The 18,884-nt window shown below is 65.2% G+C and carries 16 protein-coding genes; 6 read left to right on the top strand and 10 right to left on the bottom strand.

Annotated features, from left to right (window positions below):
- The first annotated feature begins 78 nt into the window (after positions 1 to 78).
- The gene (locus CC207_RS16325; protein WP_062362936.1) at positions 79 to 1,002 is read left to right on the top strand and encodes a LysR family transcriptional regulator; all 924 of its coding nucleotides are present in this window, start codon (positions 79 to 81) and stop codon (positions 1,000 to 1,002) included.
- Between the two features lie 385 nt (positions 1,003 to 1,387).
- Here CC207_RS16325 and CC207_RS16320 read toward each other — a convergent pair whose 3' ends face one another.
- The 9 genes from CC207_RS16320 to bioB form a co-directional block, all read right to left on the bottom strand.
- Positions 1,388 to 3,166, bottom strand: a complete 1,779-nt coding sequence (locus CC207_RS16320) for an acyl-CoA dehydrogenase C-terminal domain-containing protein (protein WP_062362933.1) — start codon at positions 3,164 to 3,166, stop codon at positions 1,388 to 1,390.
- Positions 3,167 to 3,301: 135 nt separating this feature from the next.
- Positions 3,302 to 4,585 (bottom strand): diguanylate cyclase, encoded by a 1,284-nt coding sequence (locus CC207_RS16315; protein ID WP_028689063.1) that lies wholly within the window; start codon positions 4,583 to 4,585, stop codon positions 3,302 to 3,304.
- Positions 4,586 to 4,963: 378 nt separating this feature from the next.
- Positions 4,964 to 6,769: a phenylacyl-CoA dehydrogenase gene (locus CC207_RS16305; protein ID WP_028689064.1), complete on the bottom strand. Its 1,806-nt coding sequence runs from the start codon at positions 6,767 to 6,769 to the stop codon at positions 4,964 to 4,966.
- Between the two features lie 250 nt (positions 6,770 to 7,019).
- A complete protein-coding gene (locus CC207_RS16300; protein WP_028689065.1) occupies positions 7,020 to 7,316 on the bottom strand; it encodes a hypothetical protein in 297 nt (98 codons plus the stop codon).
- 109 nt (positions 7,317 to 7,425) lie between these two features.
- On the bottom strand, positions 7,426 to 8,106 hold the full coding sequence (gene bioD, locus CC207_RS16295) for a dethiobiotin synthase (RefSeq protein WP_028689066.1): 681 nt from the start codon (positions 8,104 to 8,106) through the stop codon (positions 7,426 to 7,428).
- Position 8,107: 1 nt separating this feature from the next.
- On the bottom strand, positions 8,108 to 8,932 hold the full coding sequence (gene bioC, locus CC207_RS16290; protein WP_088852401.1) for a malonyl-ACP O-methyltransferase BioC: 825 nt from the start codon (positions 8,930 to 8,932) through the stop codon (positions 8,108 to 8,110).
- Positions 8,925 to 9,656 carry an alpha/beta fold hydrolase gene (locus tag CC207_RS16285; protein ID WP_028689068.1) on the bottom strand — a complete coding sequence of 244 codons (732 nt, stop codon included), beginning with the start codon at positions 9,654 to 9,656 and terminating at the stop codon, positions 8,925 to 8,927. The genes bioC and CC207_RS16285 overlap by 8 nt, the downstream gene beginning before the upstream one ends.
- The gene (bioF, locus tag CC207_RS16280; protein WP_028689069.1) at positions 9,649 to 10,821 is read right to left on the bottom strand and encodes an 8-amino-7-oxononanoate synthase; all 1,173 of its coding nucleotides are present in this window, start codon (positions 10,819 to 10,821) and stop codon (positions 9,649 to 9,651) included. Before bioF ends, CC207_RS16285 begins: the two co-directional genes overlap by 8 nt.
- Before the next feature lie 2 nt (positions 10,822 to 10,823).
- The gene (gene bioB, locus CC207_RS16275) at positions 10,824 to 11,882 is read right to left on the bottom strand and encodes a biotin synthase BioB (protein WP_028689070.1); all 1,059 of its coding nucleotides are present in this window, start codon (positions 11,880 to 11,882) and stop codon (positions 10,824 to 10,826) included.
- Positions 11,883 to 11,972: 90 nt separating this feature from the next.
- Between bioB and CC207_RS16270 the strand changes: the two genes are divergently transcribed.
- The 4 genes from CC207_RS16270 to rarD all read left to right on the top strand — a co-directional run bounded on the left by CC207_RS16270 (position 11,973) and on the right by rarD (position 15,539).
- Positions 11,973 to 12,710 (top strand): ComF family protein, encoded by a 738-nt coding sequence (locus CC207_RS16270; RefSeq protein ID WP_088852400.1) that lies wholly within the window; start codon positions 11,973 to 11,975, stop codon positions 12,708 to 12,710.
- 57 nt (positions 12,711 to 12,767) lie between these two features.
- The gene (locus CC207_RS16265; protein ID WP_062362918.1) at positions 12,768 to 13,532 is read left to right on the top strand and encodes a TOBE domain-containing protein; all 765 of its coding nucleotides are present in this window, start codon (positions 12,768 to 12,770) and stop codon (positions 13,530 to 13,532) included.
- 80 nt (positions 13,533 to 13,612) lie between these two features.
- Positions 13,613 to 14,587: a serine/threonine protein kinase gene (locus CC207_RS16260; RefSeq protein WP_088852399.1), complete on the top strand. Its 975-nt coding sequence runs from the start codon at positions 13,613 to 13,615 to the stop codon at positions 14,585 to 14,587.
- Between the two features lie 64 nt (positions 14,588 to 14,651).
- On the top strand, positions 14,652 to 15,539 hold the full coding sequence (gene rarD, locus CC207_RS16255) for an EamA family transporter RarD (protein ID WP_028689074.1): 888 nt from the start codon (positions 14,652 to 14,654) through the stop codon (positions 15,537 to 15,539).
- Between the two features lie 248 nt (positions 15,540 to 15,787).
- Here rarD and CC207_RS16250 read toward each other — a convergent pair whose 3' ends face one another.
- A complete protein-coding gene (locus CC207_RS16250) occupies positions 15,788 to 16,306 on the bottom strand; it encodes a glycine cleavage system protein R (protein ID WP_028689075.1) in 519 nt (172 codons plus the stop codon).
- Positions 16,307 to 16,766: 460 nt separating this feature from the next.
- Between CC207_RS16250 and CC207_RS16245 the strand changes: the two genes are divergently transcribed.
- Positions 16,767 to 18,884 (top strand): malate synthase G (locus CC207_RS16245; RefSeq protein ID WP_088852425.1); only part of this gene is annotated, 2,118 nt, incomplete at its 3' end.

Here is an 18,884-nt window from a genome sequence, read left to right as displayed (position 1 = left end):
TGGAATACGGCGATAGACTAGGCTTACGGCCAATTTGCGGCCATTTCGTTTTTCCAGCTTTTTCGATAAGTATCACTTATGGATTTCCGACAACTGCGTTACTTCGTCGCGGTCTACGAAGAGGGCCATGTGGGCCGCGCCGCCGAACGTCTGTCACTGTCGCAGCCAGCACTGTCGCAGCAGATCCGCCAGCTGGAACATAGCCTCGACCTGAGCCTGTTCGAACGCAGCAACAAGCGCCTGCTGCCCACGCTGGCCGCCCACACCCTGTACAACCACGCCGTGCCCCTGCTCGACGGTCTGCAACGGGCCCACGAAGCCATGGGCAACTTCAAGGGCCAGTCGCTGCGCACCCTGGCCATCGGCGTGCTGCAGACCGTACGGCCAAGCCTGGTGCCACAGTTGCTGGAAAGGGTGCGCAAGGCCCAGCCGCATCTGGTGGTGCAGATCTATGAACTGTCAGGGTCGGAGATCGAGCGGCGCCTGCTCAATGGCAGCCTGGACATCGGCATCAGCTACCTGCCGCCGCGCCAGCCGGGGCTGCATGGTTTGCTGCTGTACGAGGATGAGCTTCAGCTGGTGATCCCCAGGACCCACCCGCTGAAAGACTTCAAGAAGGTCTCTATCCGCCAGGCGGCGGAGCTGCCGATGCTGATGCTCGGCGAGGAGTTCCAGATCCGCCAGATCTGGAAGGCGCAGCTGGCCAGCCAGGGTCGCAGGCCCCAGGTGCAGGCCGAGATGAACAACATGGCGGGGATCCTCGACAGCCTGGCGCACACGGCGCTGGCGACCATCCTGCCGGGCCGGGCCAAGGATGCCGCGCAGGACGACCAGGAACTGCTGTGGAAGCCCCTGAGCGAGCCGCGGGTGCCGCTCAAGGTCGGCCTGGTGTTCCGCGATGCCCAGCGCCAGCAGGCTTCGGTGGAGCTGCTGCGGACCTTGCTGGAAGAGGAAGCCGACCCACGTCAGCTGGGTGCCTCGCCACTGGATGTGCTCGGCTGAAAAATACGCGCACAAAGAAAACCCCGCCTAAGCGGGGTTTTCCAGACTGTTTCCCTTCGACATCCCTATCAACCCGCCGTCCTGGCAGGAAATCCTTCGTGTCCCTGTTCTATCTTTTCGCGCTTCCTGCGCTACTTCCGTGTAAGGCGTCCTGCTCTGTCCATTGCGCGTCCTGCGCTACGTCCATGTAAGAAAGAGTAACCGTGGATCCAATCTTAGGAAAGAGGCGAAACGTCACTACGTCGTGTAAGCCAAAGCTTACAAAAGCAGTCCTTGCACAAACACACCACCCTGACAAAGCAAAAGGCCGCCCCTGCAGAAGGATTGCATCCCCCTGCAAGAGCGGCCTTGAGCCGCAACGGACTGCTATGCAGCCCCGCAATGGTTAGAACTGCGCGGCGTCCAGCAGATAGAGCGACTCGCTCCCCGCCTTCACCGATGCCACCAGCGAGTGAACCCGTGGCAGCAGGCGTGCGAAGTAGAACCGCGCCGTGCCCAACTTGGCACCGTAGAAGTCGGCATCCCCGTCACCGGCCTTGGCCGCCCGCGCCATCAATGCCCACATGTAGGCGTAGGCGACGTAGCCGAACGCGTGCAGGTACTCGACCGAGGCCGCGCCGATTTCGTTGGGATTGCCCTTGGCCTGGTCCAGCACCCAGGCAGTCAGCTCATCGAGCTGATCAAGGGATGCCGCCAGCGGCTTGGTGAATTCACCCAGCTCGCCGCCGGCGGTGGCGATGAACTGGCGGATCTCGTCGGCGAACAGCGTGTAGTAGGCGCCGCCGCTGGCCACCACCTTGCGGCCGACCAGGTCCAGCGCCTGGATACCGTTGGTGCCTTCGTAGATCTGGGTGATGCGCACATCGCGCACCAGTTGCTCCTGGCCCCATTCGCGGATGTAGCCATGGCCGCCGAAGACCTGCTGGCCATGCACGGTGCACTCCAGGCCCAGGTCGGTGAGGAAGGCCTTGGCCACCGGGGTCAGCAGCGCCACCAGCTCCTCGCTGCGCTTGCGGACCGCGGCGTCTTCACTGTACTTGGCGCTGTCGAGCTGCATCGCCACATAGGTGGAGAACGCGCGACCGCCTTCGGTCAGCGCCTTCATGGTCAGCAGCATGCGGCGCACGTCCGGGTGGACGATGATCGGGTCGGCCACCTTGTCCTTGGCCTGTGGCCCGGTCGGAGCACGGCTCTGCAGACGGTCGCGGGCGTACTCCACGGCGTTCTGGTAGGAGCGCTCGGCCGAAGCCAGGCCCTGGATACCGACCCCCAGGCGCTCGTAGTTCATCATGGTGAACATGGCCGCCAGGCCCTTGTTCGGCTCACCGACGATGTAGCCGACCGCCTCGTCGAAGTTCATCACGCAGGTGGCCGAGCCCTGGATGCCCATCTTGTGCTCGATCGAGCCGCAAGTGGCCGGGTTGCGCGCGCCGAGGCTGCCATCCTCATTGACCAGGAACTTGGGCACCAGGAACAGCGAGATGCCCTTCGGACCTGCCGGGGCGTCCGGCAGCTTGGCCAGCACCAGGTGGATGATGTTCTCGGTGAGGTCGTGCTCGCCGCCGGTGATGAAGATCTTCGTGCCGCTGATCTTGTAGCTGCCGTCGGCCTGAGGCTCGGCCTTGGTGCGGATGATGCCCAGGTCGGTACCGGCGTGGGGCTCGGTGAGGCACATGGAACCGGCCCAGACGCCGGCGTACATGTTCGGCAGGTACTTTTCCTTGAGCGCTTCACTGGCGTGGGCGTTGATCGACAGGCAGGCGCCGGCGGTCAGCATCGGGTACAGGCCGAAGGCCAGGCTCGAGGCGTTGACCATCTCCTCGACCTGCGCCGAGACGACCTTGGGCATGCCCATGCCACCGAAGAGCGGATCACCGCCAACGCCGACCCAACCCCCTTCGGCATAAGTCTGGTAGGCCTCGATGAAGCCCGCCGGGGTACGCACCGAACCGTTGTCCCAGTGGCAACCCTCTTCGTCGGCGGCGCGGCTCAGCGGCGCGATTGTCTTGCCGGTGACCTTGCCGGCCTCCTCCAGCACGGCCATGGCCGTGTCCGCATCGACCGCCTCGGCCAGGCCGGGCAGTTGCGACCAGAGCGTGGCCACGTCGAAGACTTCATTGAGGACGAAGCGCATATCGCGCAGGGGCGCTTTATATTCAGCCATGACAACCTCTCGCTATCGGGGTCGGGGCGGCCCGTCGGGGCCGCGGCACTGGGATGACCGCAGTGTAACCGAACAACTTTTACGAGACATAGGGTCATCATGCGACCGAGTAGTCTTACATAGTCACACAACAACTCACGCCATGCGCACGGCGCCGCGCCTCGATTGCTGGCCGAAGGTCATGACGCAGTTACGCCCCGCGCCCTTGGCGCTGTACAACGCCTGGTCGGCAGACTTGAGCACTTCGTCGGGATTGCGGTGCTCGACCTGGCGCTCGGCGACGCCGATACTGATGGTCACCGACACCGTGGTGTTGGCCCCTGCGCCACGGCGCTGGCGCCCGGTGGAATCATCCTGCGGCCGGCTGTTCTGGTCGCGCAGCTGGATGGCGTAGTTGGCGATCATCTCGCGCACCGCCTCCAGGTGCGGCAGGCACTCTTCGGCGGTCTTGCCGGCGAACACCAGGGCGAACTCCTCGCCGCCGTAACGGTAGGCGCGCCCGCCGCCGGTCACCTTGGAAAGGCGGCTGGCGACCAGGCGCAATACCTGGTCACCGACGTCGTGGCCGTGGGTGTCGTTGAATTTCTTGAAGTGGTCGACGTCGGTCATGGCGATCACATAGTTGCGCCCCAGGCGCTGCATGCGCTCGTTGAGGGCCCGCCGCCCGGGCAGGCCGGTCAGCTCGTCGCGGAAGGCCATCTGGTAGGCCTCGTGGGACACCGCAGCGGCGATCATCAGCATCACCTGGCTGCACATGATGTTCAGGGTGAACGGCAGGATGAAGGTCTTGGGCAGCATCCAGAAGATGCCGATCAGGCCGATGATCTGCGCGGCATGCAACGGCCTTGGCTCGCGCAGGTACTGCACCACCAGCAGGATGAACACCGCCAGGAACAAGGGGTAGGCCAGCTGGATCAGGCTCATCCACTGGCCATGCAGCGCGGGCCAGCGGATCTCGGCCAGCCAGCCCAGCAGCGCCTCGGGAAAACTCTGCTCCAGCGCCACCGCCACGCTGCTCACGGCGAACAGCACGGCGAAGCGCGCCAGCAGGTCCTGGGCCAGGTGGGTGCGCTCCTGCCACGCCCCGTACAGGCCGAACAGCGCCGGCAGCAGCAGGCACACCAGGTGGAAGATCACCGCCGCATCCTCGCGGACCCGGCCGTTGTCGCGGTAGAAATCGGTCTGGGTATCGAGCAGGAAATAGGCGATATACACCGTAACCATCAGGAACAGCTCGCGCTGGCGGCGGTACACGGCGCAGTAGGCGCCACCCAGCAACAGCACCAAGGTGGGTAGAACGTTGAACAGCGATGTGAAGAAGACGCTGAGGTCCCTCACATAGGCTGCCGCAAGCCCTGCCAGCAACAGAATCAGCGAAGGCAGGAAGTGGCTCGCGCGTACAGCGGATAGACGAAACAAGGGTAATCTCCGACCCGGCAGATCAATAATGGCATTGTGCCCCTACTTCATCGGCAGTGCACATGAATAGATGAATACAGATGCCCGCTTTAACGGCAGATCAGGGGCGAAGCTTGAGACTTTCTCGTTACGGGATGCGACACCCGGTAGGATTTTTCCTGTTTACGCGTTCCCTGTGGGAGCGGCCTTGCGTCGCGAAAGGGCTGCAAAGCAGCCCCGGCGATCTTTGCATCAACGCTGGAATCCTGGGGCTGCTCTGCAGCCCTTTCGCGACGCAAGGCCGCTCCCACAGACGACCGCGTAAGTCGCAGCTGAAATCCAGGCGAAAAAAAACCGCCTGCCGGTAAGGGCAGGCGGTTTTTCGTACAACCAACCGGCTTAGATGGACAGACCGAAGTCTTCTTCCTTCATCGCCATCAGGTTGTCGGCGCCGGACAGGATCGCCGCGACGTGGCTGCGGGTACGCGGCAGGATGCGCTGGAAGTAGAAGCGCGCAGTCTGCAGCTTGGCGGTGTAGAACGCCTCTTCGCTGGTGCCGGCCGCCAGTTTCTCGGCAGCCAGGCGGGCGATGTCGGCCCAGAAGTAGGCCAGGCACGCGTAGCCCGAGTACATCAGGTAGTCCACCGAAGCGGCACCCACTTCCTCGCGGTCCTTCATCGCGGCCATGCCGATCTTCATGGTCAGCTCGCCCCATTCCTTGTTGATCGCCGCCAGCGGCTCGACGAACTCCTTGGTGGCTGCATTGCCTTCCTGACCCTGGCAGAACTTGTGGACGATCTTGGTGAAGCCCTTGAGTGCCTCGCCCTGGGTCATCAGCACTTTACGGCCGAGCAGGTCGAGGGCCTGGATGCCGGTGGTGCCTTCGTACAGCATGGAGATACGGCTATCGCGCACGTTCTGCTCCATGCCCCACTCGGCGATGAAGCCGTGACCGCCGTAGATCTGTACGCCGTGGTTGGCGGCCTCGAAGCCGACTTCGGTCATGAATGCCTTGGCAATCGGGGTCAGGAAGGCCAGCAGGGCGTCGGCCTTCTTGCGCTCCTCCTCGTCCTGGCTGTACTTGACGATGTCCACCTGCTTGGCGGTGAAGTACACCATCGCGCGGTTGCCTTCGGCAAAGGCCTTCATGGTCAGCAGCATGCGACGCACATCCGGGTGGACGATGATCGGGTCAGCGGCCTTGTCCGGCGCTTTCGGGCCGGTCAGCGAGCGCATCTGCAGGCGGTCACGGGCGTACTTCAGGCCACCCTGGAACGCCACCTCGGCGTGGGCCAGGCCTTGCAGCGCGGTACCCAGGCGAGCGGTGTTCATGAAGGTGAACATGCAGTTCAGGCCTTTGTTGGCCGGGCCGATCAGGTAGCCGGTGGCGCCGTCGAAGTTCATCACGCAGGTGGCGTTGCCGTGGATGCCCATCTTGTGCTCGAGGGAGCCGCAGCTCACGCCGTTGCGCTCGCCCGCACCGCCTTCGGCGTTGGGCAGGAACTTCGGCACGATGAACAGCGAGATGCCCTTGGTGCCAGCCGGGGCGTCGGGCAGGCGGGCCAGGACGATGTGGACGATGTTGTCGGCCATGTCGTGCTCACCGGCCGAGATGAAGATCTTGGTGCCGGAAACCTTGTAACTGCCGTCGGCCTGAGGTTCGGCCTTGGTGCGCAGCATCCCCAGGTCGGTGCCGCAGTGCGGCTCGGTCAGGCACATGGTGCCGGTCCACTCGCCGGACACCAGCTTGGTCAGGTAGGTGTGCTGCTGCTCGGGGGTGCCGTGGGCGGAGATGGTGTTCATCGCGCCATGGGACAGGCCCGGGTACATGCCCCACGACCAGTTCGACTCACCGACCATTTCGCTCAGGGCCAAGCCCAGCGACTCGGGCAGGCCCTGGCCGCCGTGCTCGACATCGTGGGCCAGGCTCGGCCAGCCGCCCTCGACGAACTGCTGGTAGGCTTCCTTGAAGCCGGTCGGGGTCTTCACGCCCGACTCGCTCCAGGTGCAGCCCTCGAGGTCGCCGACGCGGTTCAGCGGGGCCAGCACCTCTTCACAGAACTTCGCGCCTTCCTCCAGGATCGCGTCGACCATGTCAGGCGTGGCGTCCTGGCAGCCCGGCAGGCTCTGATAGTGCGCCTCATAGCCGAGCAGCTCGTCGCGGACGAAGCGGATATCACGCAAGGGGGCTTTGTAATCAGGCATTGCGATGAACCTCTGTGATGAGTTCGGTGGGGAGACCGCGGATACCGACCAGCTCTTGGCGGCTTTCGGTCAAACAGTTGTTTGAAACTTACGTTTAGGTGGCCTCGCTGTCAAGGTGGGCTAGCGACGGCATTTGTGCCGCCGAATATGCCATTTACGCCAACCGCCCTCAAACGCATCGCGGGGCAAGCCCGCTCCCACGGATGGAAGCGGGCTTGCCCCGCGATGTAAGCAAAAGTAATTCAGCGGGTCAGACGTAGGTGTCGATGAACCGACCGAGCATTTCATCGGAAGCCTTGGCGACTTTGGCACCGAGTTCGACTTCGTGCTTGCCCAAGGCCAGTTGCACGGTGCTGGTGGCCAGATCCAACTGCTGGCTGCGGTCGACACCGCGCAGGCGCTCGGCCTGGTATTCGGTGGACTGCCCGCTGGCGCCACGCTCGACAGCGCCGCTGGCGATCTGCTGGGCAGCCTGGTCAACACGGTTCTGGCCGTTCTGGATGGCACCCAGGCCCGCGTAGAAGGCGGAGCTCGCATTGATTTCCATGTCAGGACTCCATGACGCTGGATGAGGAACAGGCCTTATTAAAGCAGCACAGCGGGAAAAAGGCCCGTTTAAATCCCTAATAGCCTAGTGCCAGCTAATAGGCAAAGGCCTAATCCAGCAGGTCCAGCTGCAAATGCGCAGCCACCGCGTCCGCACCAGCCTGCTTCAACCAGGGCACCCGCCCCAGGCAGGGCGCGGGCAGGCGCTCGGCCAGGCTGGATAGGTTTTCTTCCAGGCGCGATGTTCGCGGATCGACGATGTTCGCCACCCATCCCGCCAGTTGCAGGCCGTCCCGGGCAATGGCCTCGGCACTGAGCAAGGCGTGATTGATGCACCCAAGTCGTACCCCCACCACCAGGATCACCGGCAGCTTCAGGGCGATGGCCAGATCCGACAGGTTGGCATGGTCGGACAGCGGCACGCGCCAGCCACCGGCGCCTTCGATCAAGGTGAAATCGGCGTGCTGCGCCAGTACCTGCTGCATGGCATCGCGCAACGCCGGCACGCTCAGCGCCACTCCGGCCTCGCGGGCTGCCACATGCGGAGCGATGGCCGGTTCGAAGGCGAAGGGATTGACCGCTTCATAGGGCAGTTTGACCGAACTTTCGTCGATCAGCGCCAGGGCGTCGCTGTTACGCAGCCCCTTGGCCGTCACCACGCACCCGGACGCCACCGGCTTGGCCGCCAGGGTGCTCAATCCCAGTTGCCGCGCCGCATGCAGCAAACCTGCGGCGATGGTGGTCTTGCCGACATCGGTGTCGGTGCCGGCAATGAAATAGGCCTGGCTCATGTCACTGCTCTCCGTCCGACGGCTTGCGTAAGACGCCGTAGACCACTTGGTAGGTGGCCGGCAGGCCTTGCACCTGGCGGTACTGTTCGTAGGCCTGCAACAGGCCCTGCATCCGCGCCCGACCGGTGAGCCCCGACGGACGCCCTGGGTTGAGGTTGTGCGCACCCAGCGCCTTGAGCTCATGGGTCAGGCTGCGCACATCGGGATAATGCAGCACGTGGGGACGCCGCTCCAGGTCGATCAGCTCCAGTCCGCTGTCACCGCACAGACGCTGGTAATCCTCGAAACGCCGGAAGCGATTGACGTGCACCATGCCATCCACGGCCTGCCAGCTGGCGCGCAATTCATCCAGCGTGCCCACGCACAGGCTGCTGAAGGCCAGCACGCCGCCGGGGCGCAGCACCCGCCTCGCCTCGCCCAGCACGCTGGCGAACTGACCGCACCACTGCACCGCCAGGCTGCTGAACAAAAGGTCGACGCAACCATCGCGCAACGGCAGGTGCTCGGCGTCCCCCGCCACATGATGCCGGGCGCCGCCCTGCTCGCGGGCATGGCGCAGCATGCCTTCGGCGATATCCACCGCCACGCCACTCGATTGCGCGAAGCGCTCGGCCAGCACCCGGCTGAAGTGGCCGGTGCCGCTGCCCATGTCCAGCCAGCGCGCAGGCGCAAGGTTGCTGGGCAGCTTTTCCAGCAGTGCCATGCCCACCGCGCGCTGCAAGGCCGCGACGCTGTCGTAGCTGGCCGCGGCGCGGGAAAACGAAGCCGCCACCTGACGCTTGTCCGGCAGGGTGCCGGGCAGGGGGGGCTGGGAAAGGTCAGTCATCACCACTCTCATGCAGGAAACTCTTGATGCCCGCCGCCAGCTCCTGGGGATACTCCAGCAGGAAAGCGTGGGAACTGTCTTCGACCAGGCCGACTTCCACGTCGGGCAGCAGGTCGCTCAGGGCCTTGGCCGCTTCCACCGGCACCAGCGCGTCACTGCCAGCGAACAGGTGCAGCTGCGGGCCGCCGTATTGCTCCAGGGCGGTGCGGGTATCGAGGCTGGCCAGCACTTCCAGGCCGGTTGCCAGGTACAGCGGATCGGTGTCGGGCACGCCCACGCCCAGCTGCCGCAGCAGGGTGCGCGGTTGCTGCGCGCCCTCGCTGCACAGGGTGCGGAAGCGCTTGAGGGTGACATGGGTATGGCTGCGGCAGCCGTCGAGGAAGGTGCCGAAAGTGTCGGCGGGCATGCCGTGCGGCCAGTCCGGCCGGGCCACGAAGCTGGGGTTGCTGGCCAGGGTGAGCAAGCCGCAGCAGTGGTCGCCCCGTTTGTGCGCCAGGGCGCTGGCGAGCATGCCACCTAGCGACCAGCCGCCCAACCAGACGTCGGTCGGCAGCCTGCGGTCCAGATGGTCGACCCAGGCCTGGACATCGCTGTGAGCCAGTTCCGGCAGCGCCATCAACTCGACCTGCAGGCGTGGATCCTGGGCGCGCAGGCTGGCGGCCAGCGGCTCCAGTGAAGCGGTGCCCAGGCCCCAGCCGGGCAGGAGGATCAGTCGGTTACGCATCGGCGGACTCCAGTTGTGGATAACACTCGGCCAATGCATTCAACAATAGCTGCACCTGCGCCTCACCGTGGGCGGCGCTCAGGGTCACCCGCAGGCGGGCACTGCCGGCGGGCACGGTGGGCGGGCGAATCGCCGTGACCAGCAACCCGCGCTCGCGCAGCAGGTGGGACAATGCCAGCGCCCTCCCCGCATCGCCGATCAGGATCGGCTGGATTGCGGTGTGGCTGTCCATCAGGGTCAGGCCGATCTGCTCGGCACCCGTGCGGAACTGCCGGATCAGCGCCGCCAGGTGCTCGCGCCGCCAGTGTTCGCGGCGCAGCAAGTCCAGGGCCTTGAGCGTGGCGCAGGCCAGCGCCGGTGGCTGGCTGGTGGTGTAGATGTAGGGCCGGGCGAACTGCACCAGCGCCTCGATCAGTTCCTCGCTGCCGGCGACAAAAGCACCGGAGGTACCACAGGCCTTACCCAGCGTGCCGATCAACACCGGCACGTCCTCGACGCCGAGGCCGCAATGCTCGACCAGGCCACCACCCTTGGCGCCAAGGGTCCCCAGGCCATGGGCATCGTCGACCATCAACCAGGCACCACGCTCGCGGGCCACCTTGGCCAGGGCCTGCAGGTCGGCGCAATCGCCGTCCATGCTGAACACACCGTCGGTGACCACCAGGGTATTGCCGGTCGCTTTGTCCAGGCGGCTGGCCAGGCTGGCCGGGTCGTTGTGTAGATAGCGGCTGAAGCGGGCGCCGCTGAGCAGCCCGCCGTCGAGCAGGGAGGCGTGGTTGAGGCGGTCCTGCAGCACCGTGTCGCCCTGCCCGACCAGCGCGGTGATCGCGCCGAGGTTGGCCATGTAGCCGGTGGAGAACAGCAGCGCACGCGGCCGGCCCGTCAGTTCGGCCAGCGCCTCCTCCACCTCGTGGTGCGGGGTGCTGTGGCCGATCACCAGGTGCGAGGCACCGCCGCCGACACCCCAGCGATCGGCGCCGTCGCGCCAGGCCTTGATCACCTCGGGGTGATTGGCCAGGCCCAGGTAGTCGTTACTGCAGAAGGCCAGCAGCGGCTGGCCGTCGACCACCACCTGCGGCCCCTGCGGGCTTTCAAGCAGTGGTCGCTGGCGGTACAGGTCGGCGGCACGCCGTTCGGCCAGCCGCGCGGCAAGATCGAAGGCCATGCTCAGGCCGAGGCTGCGTCGTAGAACAACTCGCTGCTGCGCTGCTCGACCAGCGCCTGCTCGATGGCGGCCTGGTGCACTTCGTCGGCGTGCTCTTCACGAGCTTCCGGCTGGATACCGAGGCGGGCGAACAGCTGCATGTCCTTGTCGGCCTGAGGGTTGCCGGTGGTCAGCAGTTTCTCGCCGTAGAAGATCGAGTTGGCGCCGGCCATGAACGCCAGGGCCTGCATCTGCTCGTTCATTTGCTCGCGACCGGCCGACAGGCGCACATGGGACTTGGGCATGAGGATCCGGGCCACAGCCAGCATGCGGATGAAATCGAACGGATCGACGTCCTCTTCATCGGCCAGCGGCGTGCCGGCGACCTTGACCAGCATGTTGATTGGCACCGACTCCGGGTGCTCGGGCAGGTTGGCCAGCTGGATCAAGAGGCCTGCGCGGTCGTCCAGCGACTCGCCCATGCCGAGGATGCCGCCGGAGCAGATCTTCATGCCGGCATCGCGCACGTAGGCCAGAGTCTGCAGGCGCTCGCTGTAGGTGCGGGTGGTGATGATGCTGGCGTAGAACTCCGGCGAGGTATCGAGATTGTGGTTGTAGTAGTCAAGGCCCGCCTGGGCCAGGGCCTGGGTCTGCTCCTGGTCGAGCTTGCCGAGGGTCATGCAGGTTTCCAGGCCCATGGCCTTGACCCCTTTGACCATCTCCAGCACGTAGGGCATGTCCTTGGCCGACGGGTGCTTCCACGCCGCGCCCATGCAGAAGCGGGTCGAGCCGATGGCCTTGGCCCGGGCGGCCTCCTCCAGCACTTTCTGCACTTCCATCAGCTTCTGTTTTTCCAGCCCGGTGTTGTAGTGACCGGACTGCGGACAATATTTGCAATCTTCCGGGCAGGCGCCGGTCTTGATCGACAGCAGCGTGGAAACCTGCACGCGATTGGGGTCGAAGTGCGCGCGGTGGACGGTCTGGGCCTGGAACAGCAGGTCGTTGAACGGCTGCAGGAACAGGGCCTTGACCTCGGCCAGGGACCAGTCGTGACGTGTGGTTGCAATTGCGCTGGCGCTCATTGGCGTTTCCTTATCTATGGTCTGACTGACGCCGGGACAGGAAAACCCTCCAGCGCATCACGGATAGCTCGCATAGTCACGGAAGGCTCCATGAACTGTCAACCAATCAAGAGCATGCTGGTTTACATCTGTACAAATACCGATCAATTCTGTTTGCTCTGCGACGAGCCTAGCGAGCAGCTCTATCCTTTGTGCATTGCCTGCGAGCAGGCACTGCCCTGGCTGGATGAGCAGTGCCGCCGTTGCGCGCTGCCCCTGGCCATGGATGGCCTTCTCTGCGGTGGTTGCCGCCGTCGCCCACCGGCATTCAGCCGGGTAATCGCGCCCTGGCATTACGGTTTTCCCATCGACACCCTGGTCAGCCGTTTCAAGCACAGCAGCCAGTGGCCGCTGGGGCGGCTGTTGGCACAATTGCTCGGCCACAGCCTGACGCACCGCTACAACGAAGGCCTGCCACGGCCGGACCGTCTGTTGCCCGTGCCGCTGGCCAAGCGTCGACTGCGCCAGCGCGGCTTCAACCAGGCGGCGATGCTCGCCCGCTGGCTCGCCGGGCAACTGCGCCTGCCCTGTGACGAGCGCCTGCTCCAGCGTGTGCGCGATACCCCGGCGCAGCAGGCCCTTGGCGCCCGGGCCCGGCACCGCAACCTGCGCCAGGCCTTTGCCCTTGCTCCCGGCTGCGAGCTCGACGGCCTGCACCTGGCACTGGTCGATGACGTACTGACCACCGGGGCGACCGCACAGGCCATCGCCCGCCTGCTGCGCCAGGCCGGCGCCCGGCGGGTCGACATCTACTGCCTGGCGCGCACGCCCAGGCCGGGCCAGGCTTGACTTGCCCCGGTGACGGCGGCAACGTCGCGGGACCTACACCACACCCGATGCCCGCCCATGTCCCTGCCTGCCCTGCTCACCCAGCACATCGTCCGCCGCCCACAGCGCATCGCCCTGTTGCAGCATGTCGCCGAACAAGGCTCGATCACCCGCGCCGCCAAGGCTGCGGGCATCAGCTACAAGGCCGCCTGGGACGCCATCGACGAACTCAACAACCTGGCGGCGCAGCCCCTGGTGGAGCGCAGCACCGGCGGCCGCGGCGGCGGTGGCGCACGGCTGTCCGCAGAAGGCGAGCGGGTGCTGTGCCTGTACCAGCGCCTGCAGGCCCTGCAGGCGGAGATTCTCGAGTCCGCCGAGGACAGCAGCGACCTCGACCTGCTCGGCCGCCTGATGCTTCGTACCAGTGCGCGCAACCAGCTGCAGGGGCGGATCAGCGGGCTGCGCCGCGAAGGCCGGCATGATCGCATCAGCCTGGACCTGGGCGGCGGGCTGGAGATCGAGGCCTTGATCACCCGGGGCAGCACCGAGCGGCTGGAGCTGGCGTTGGGGGGGACGGTGGTGGCGCTGCTCAAGGCCGGCTGGGTACGGTTGCTGGACGCGGCTGAGACGCCGGAGCCAGGGAGCAACTGCCTGAAGGCCAAGGTCGAGGAGGTACTCATCGAAGAGGATGGGCCGGGTGAAGTGCGCCTGGCGCTGGGCAATGGCCAGACCTTGTGCGCCATCGCCGAGGCAGCCTGGCTGGCGCAACGGCAGGTCCAGCCAGGAAGCGCCCTGCGGGTACAGTTTCATCCGTCGTTCGTGTTGCTGGGAGTGCCGGTCTAACCTGGCCGCGAAGCCCAGGCCGGCTTGGCCCGGGGTTTGGGGTAACATGCAGGCCGCAGTCCCCGCGACCGGAGCCTTTCATGTCCCATCCCTTCGACACCCTCACCCCCGACCTCGTACTGGACGCCGTGGAAAGCCTCGGCTTTCTCAGCGACGCACGGGTGCTGGCGCTCAACAGCTACGAGAATCGCGTCTACCAGGTGGGCATCGAGGACGCGCAGCCGCTGATCGCCAAGTTCTATCGCCCTGGGCGCTGGAGCGACGCGGCGATCCTCGAGGAACACGCCTTCACCCGTGAGCTGGCCGAGTGCGAAGTGCCGGTGGTGGCGCCGTTGCTGCACGATGGGCGCTCCCTGTTCGAACACCAGGGATTCCGCTTTACCCTATTCCCACGCCGTGGCGGCCATGCCCCGGAGCCGGGCAACCTCGACCAGCTCTATCGCCTCGGGCAGTTGCTCGGGCGCCTGCACGCGGTAGGCGCGAGCAAACCCTTCGAGCACCGCGAAGCGCTGGCTGTGGACAACTTTGGCCACGCCTCGCTCAAGACCCTGCTCGACGGCGAGTTCGTGCCCCGCGAGCTGCTGCCGGCTTATGAATCGGTGGCCCGCGACCTGCTCAAGCGGGTCGAGGACATCTACGCCCGCACCTCGTACCAGACAATCCGCCTGCACGGCGACCTGCACCCCGGCAACCTGATGCACCGTGACGACGTCTACCACGTGGTCGACCTCGACGACTGCCGCATGGGCCCGGCCGTCCAGGACCTGTGGATGATGCTCGCCGGCAGCCGCGAAGAGCGGCTCGGCCAGCTGGGCGAACTGATCGACGGCTACAACGAATTCCACGACTTCGACCCGCGTGAGCTGGCCCTGATCGAGCCGCTGCGCGCCCTGCGCCAGTTGCACTACAGCGCCTGGCTGGCGCGGCGCTGGGACGATCCGGCGTTCCCGCCGAGCTTCCCCTGGTTCGGCCAGCCGCGCTACTGGGGCGACCAGATCCTCGCCCTGCGCGAACAGATCGCCGCGCTCGATGAACAACCGTTGAAATTGTTCTAGGTCAACGCCGCGCTCTGTCTACAATAGGCGTCGCTTTATTTAGCTACCTAAGCAAGGATTCTGCATGCACGCCGCCAACCCGCGCCGCGGGTACCTCCTGGGCCTTGGCGCCTACATCATCTGGGGCCTGTTCCCCCTGTACTTCAAAGCGATCCAGAGCGTTCCGGCGGTGGAAATCATCGTCCACCGCGTGCTCTGGTCGGCCCTGTTCGGCTCGCTCCTGCTGCTGGTGTGGAAGCACCCCGGCTGGTGGCGCGAACTGCGCGACAACCCGCGGCGCCTGGCGATCCTCGCCCTCAGCGGCACGCTGATCGCCGGCAACTGGCTGACCTACGTGTGGGCGGTGAACAACGGGCGCATGCTCGAGGCCAGCCTGGGCTACTACATCAACCCGCTGATCAACGTGCTGCTGGGCATGCTGCTGCTCGGCGAGCGCCTGCGCCGCCTGCAATGGCTGGCGGTCGCCTTGGCAGCCTTGGGCGTCGCCCAACAGGTGTGGCAGGTGGGCAGCCTGCCCTGGGTGTCGCTGGCCCTGGCGCTGTCGTTTGGCTTCTATGGCTTGATCCGCAAGCAGGCACCAGTGGCGGCGCTGCCAGGGCTGGTGGTCGAAACCTGGATGCTGGTGCCCATTGCCATCGGCTGGTTGCTGCTGCACCCGACGGCCAGCAGCGCCAGCCCTGAGTTCTTCGGCAGCAGCGAAGCGCTGTGGCTGATCGCCGCCGGCCCGGTGACACTGGTGCCGCTGGTGTGTTTCAACGCCGCCGCACGCCACCTGCCCTACACAACACTGGGCTTCCTGCAGTACCTGGCACCGACCCTGGTGCTGCTGCAGGCGGTGCTGCTGTTCGACGAACACCTGTCGTCGAGCACATTGATGGCGTTCGCCTTTATCTGGGCGGGGCTGGCTGTCTACAGCGTCGATGCCTGGCTGAGTTTGCGCAAGCGCGCCTGATCAAAAAATGATCAGACTGCTGCAAGCCACGGATAACGTGGCCTGCAGCAAGCGCTCCAAAGGTTATCCACACCCTCGTCCCCGCCGTTTGTGCACAAGCCACTGAATAGTGGACATTTTTTGCTCAAATCTCGCCAGGCCTTGCTGTAACTGGCCTCCAGCGTAGCGCCCCCAGCTTATCCACAGGGGCTTCCCCGCAAAATCGGGATAACCACCTCAGGGCCGCTTCGCGCCCCGGCGATCTCGAATCACTCCTCCGGCCGCAACCGCAACTCCACCATCAGATCATCCGCCAGGCTCTCCAGCCGCGCCTGCAGATCCTCCAGCGACAAGGTCAACGGCAACGCCAGCAATGCATCGGCATGAAACAGCGGCTCGCTGCTCATCGGCGCCGGCCGGACCTCGGTACTCAGGCGCTCGACGTTCACCCCTTGCTCGGCCAGCAAGCGGGTGATATCACGGACGATACCCGGCCGGTCGTTGCCCACCAGCTCCATGGCGATCGGTTTCCAGGTGCAGGACGGCTCGATCCCGCTTTCGGCAATGAGTACACGGATGCCGTGGTCACCCAGTTTCTGCAGCGACTCGACCAGTTCGGCGTAGTTCTCCGCCGGCACCGCCACCCGCAGGATCCCGGCGAACTGCCCAGCCATGCGCGACATGCGGCTTTCCAGCCAGTTGCCATTATGATCGGCGATGCACTGGGCGATACGCTCGACCTGCCCGGCCTTGTCCGGGGCGATCACGGTGAGTACGAGATGGTCCACGGGCCACTCCTTCATTCGTCTGCGAAGGCCGCCCCAGGCGACCGGAATACGGGGATCGAATCAGTATAGGCAAGGCGCGGCAACCTGCCGCAGGACAGTCATGGCAATCAATCGTGTACTGTTTCAAGATTTATCTGGAACAATCCACCTGTTTTTTGCGAACATGTCGTCTCCCAGCGTGACCCCATGCGACCAACCGGTCGCAGAGCGACGCTTTTAGTCTGATGTTCACCTGCCTGCTGCTTCATGTAGTATGCGTCGACGCGGACTACAAAACGTCGTTTCGATGTCTGCCAAGGCGCCTGTGAAAATACGCCAACCGCCCGCCGGCCCGTCTGGCGAGCCGCACCCAGCCGCCCCCGGAGCACGTGGGCACGCACTGGTGCCGTGTTTAGAGAAGCGCTACAGGCTTAATACAGAAGAGCGAAAGCGAAATAGCTGAGCAGAGGTGAGGCAAGCAATGACTGGATACGTTCAAGTCGGTGGCCTTCAGGTCGCCAAGGTCCTGTTCGACTTCGTCAACAACGAAGCCATTCCGGGGACCGGCATCAACGCCGAGCAGTTCTGGGCCGGTGCCGAGAAGATCATCAACGACCTCGCTCCCAAGAACAAAGCCCTGCTCGCCAAGCGCGACGAGCTGCAAGCGAAGATCGACGCCTGGCACCAGGCCCGCAAGGGCCAGGCCCACGATGCCGTGGCGTACAAGGCGTTCCTCGGGGAAATCGGCTACCTGCTGCCACAGGCCGAGGACTTCCAGGCCACCACCCAGAACGTCGATGAAGAAATCGCCGTCATGGCCGGCCCGCAACTGGTGGTGCCGGTGATGAACGCCCGCTTCGCCCTGAACGCCGCCAATGCTCGCTGGGGTTCGCTGTACGACGCCCTCTACGGCACCGACGTCATCAGCGACGAGGGCGGCGCCGAGAAAGGCCAGGGTTACAACAAGCTGCGCGGCGACAAGGTCATCGCCTTCGCCCGTGCCTTCCTCGACGAAGCCGCGCCACTGGCCGCCGGCTCCCACGTCGACTCCACCGGCTACCGCATCGAAGGCGGCAAGCTCGTTGTGGCCCTCAAGGGCGGCAGCAACAGCGGCCTGCGCGACGACGCCCAGCTGATCGGCTTCCATGGCGACGCCAAGGCACCGACCGCCGTGTTGCTCAAACACAACGGCCTGCACTTCGAAATCCAGGTCGATGCCAGCACCCCGGTCGGCAGCACCGACGCCGCCGGCGTGAAGGACATCCTGATGGAATCGGCGCTGACCACCATCATGGACTGCGAGGACTCGGTCGCCGCCGTCGACGCCGACGACAAGGTGATCGTCTACCGCAACTGGCTGGGCCTGATGAAAGGCGACCTGGCCGAAAACGTCAGCAAGGGTGGCAAGACCTTCACCCGCACCATGAACCCGGACCGCGAGTACGCCGCCCCCAATGGTGGCAGCGTCACCTTGCACGGTCGCTCGCTGCTGTTCGTGCGCAACGTCGGTCACCTGATGACCAACCCGGCGATCCTCGACGCCCAGGGCAACGAAATCCCCGAAGGCATCCAGGATGGCCTGTTCACCAACCTGATCGCCCTGCACAACCTCAACGGCAACACCAGCCGCAAGAACACCCGCAGCGGCAGCGTGTACATCGTCAAGCCGAAGATGCACGGCCCGGAAGAAGTGGCCTTCGCCGCCGAGATCTTCAGTCGCGTCGAAGACCTGCTGGGCATGCCGCGCAACACCGTCAAGGTCGGCATCATGGACGAGGAGCGCCGCACCACGGTCAACCTCAAGTCCTGCATCAAGGCCGCCGCCGAACGTGTGGTGTTCATCAACACCGGCTTCCTCGACCGCACCGGTGACGAGATCCACACCTCCATGGAAGCCGGCGCCGTGGTGCGCAAGGGCGCCATGAAGAACGAGAAGTGGATCGGCGCCTACGAGAACAACAACGTCGACGTGGGCCTGGCCACTGGCCTGCAGGGCCGCGCGCAAATCGGCAAGGGCATGTGGGCCATGCCCGACCTGATGGCCGCCATGCTCGAGCAGAAGATCGCCCACCCGCTGGCCGGCGCCAACACCGCCTGGGTACCGTCGCCGACCGCCGCCACCCTGCACGCCCTGCACTACCACAAGGTCGATGTGCAGGCCCGTCAGCGCGAGTTGGCTTCGCGCACCCCGGCTTCGGTCGACGACATCCTGACCATCCCGCTGGCCGCCGACACCCACTGGTCGGCCGACGAGATCCGCAACGAGCTGGACAACAATGCCCAGGGCATTCTCGGCTACGTGGTGCGCTGGATCGACCAGGGCGTGGGTTGCTCGAAGGTGCCGGACATCAACGATGTCGGTTTGATGGAAGACCGCGCCACCCTGCGTATCTCGGCCCAGCTGCTGGCCAACTGGCTGCGCCATGGCGTGGTCACCCAGGAGCAGGTGCTGGAAAGCCTCAAGCGCATGGCCGCAGTGGTCGACAAGCAGAACGCGGGGGACGCCCTGTACCGCCCGATGGCGCCGAACTTCGATGACAACATCGCGTTCCAGGCCGCCGTGGAGCTGGTGGTCGAAGGCGCCAAGCAGCCGAACGGC

The sequence above is a fragment of the Pseudomonas sp. DrBHI1 genome (assembly GCF_002205115.1).
In the GTDB taxonomy this organism is placed as follows: domain Bacteria; phylum Pseudomonadota; class Gammaproteobacteria; order Pseudomonadales; family Pseudomonadaceae; genus Aquipseudomonas; species Aquipseudomonas mosselii.
This window is presented reverse-complemented; position numbering and strand designations above follow the sequence as displayed.

What these genes read in the sequence shown, in the direction of transcription:
- CC207_RS16265 (WP_062362918.1), top strand. Translation starts at nt 12,768, where the DNA reads ATGTCCCTGCCTGCCCTGCTCACCCAGCACATCGTCCGCCGCCCACAG.
- bioC (WP_088852401.1), bottom strand. Translation starts at nt 8,932, where the DNA reads ATGACTGACCTTTCCCAGCCCCCCCTGCCCGGCACCCTGCCGGACAAG.
- CC207_RS16285 (WP_028689068.1), bottom strand. Translation starts at nt 9,656, where the DNA reads ATGCGTAACCGACTGATCCTCCTGCCCGGCTGGGGCCTGGGCACCGCT.
- rarD (WP_028689074.1), top strand. Translation starts at nt 14,652, where the DNA reads ATGCACGCCGCCAACCCGCGCCGCGGGTACCTCCTGGGCCTTGGCGCC.
- CC207_RS16300 (WP_028689065.1), bottom strand. Translation starts at nt 7,316, where the DNA reads ATGGAAATCAATGCGAGCTCCGCCTTCTACGCGGGCCTGGGTGCCATC.
- CC207_RS16270 (WP_088852400.1), top strand. Translation starts at nt 11,973, where the DNA reads ATGAACTGTCAACCAATCAAGAGCATGCTGGTTTACATCTGTACAAAT.
- CC207_RS16260 (WP_088852399.1), top strand. Translation starts at nt 13,613, where the DNA reads ATGTCCCATCCCTTCGACACCCTCACCCCCGACCTCGTACTGGACGCC.
- bioB (WP_028689070.1), bottom strand. Translation starts at nt 11,882, where the DNA reads ATGAGCGCCAGCGCAATTGCAACCACACGTCACGACTGGTCCCTGGCC.
- CC207_RS16320 (WP_062362933.1), bottom strand. Translation starts at nt 3,166, where the DNA reads ATGGCTGAATATAAAGCGCCCCTGCGCGATATGCGCTTCGTCCTCAAT.
- CC207_RS16305 (WP_028689064.1), bottom strand. Translation starts at nt 6,769, where the DNA reads ATGCCTGATTACAAAGCCCCCTTGCGTGATATCCGCTTCGTCCGCGAC.
- bioD (WP_028689066.1), bottom strand. Translation starts at nt 8,106, where the DNA reads ATGAGCCAGGCCTATTTCATTGCCGGCACCGACACCGATGTCGGCAAG.
- CC207_RS16325 (WP_062362936.1), top strand. Translation starts at nt 79, where the DNA reads ATGGATTTCCGACAACTGCGTTACTTCGTCGCGGTCTACGAAGAGGGC.
- bioF (WP_028689069.1), bottom strand. Translation starts at nt 10,821, where the DNA reads ATGGCCTTCGATCTTGCCGCGCGGCTGGCCGAACGGCGTGCCGCCGAC.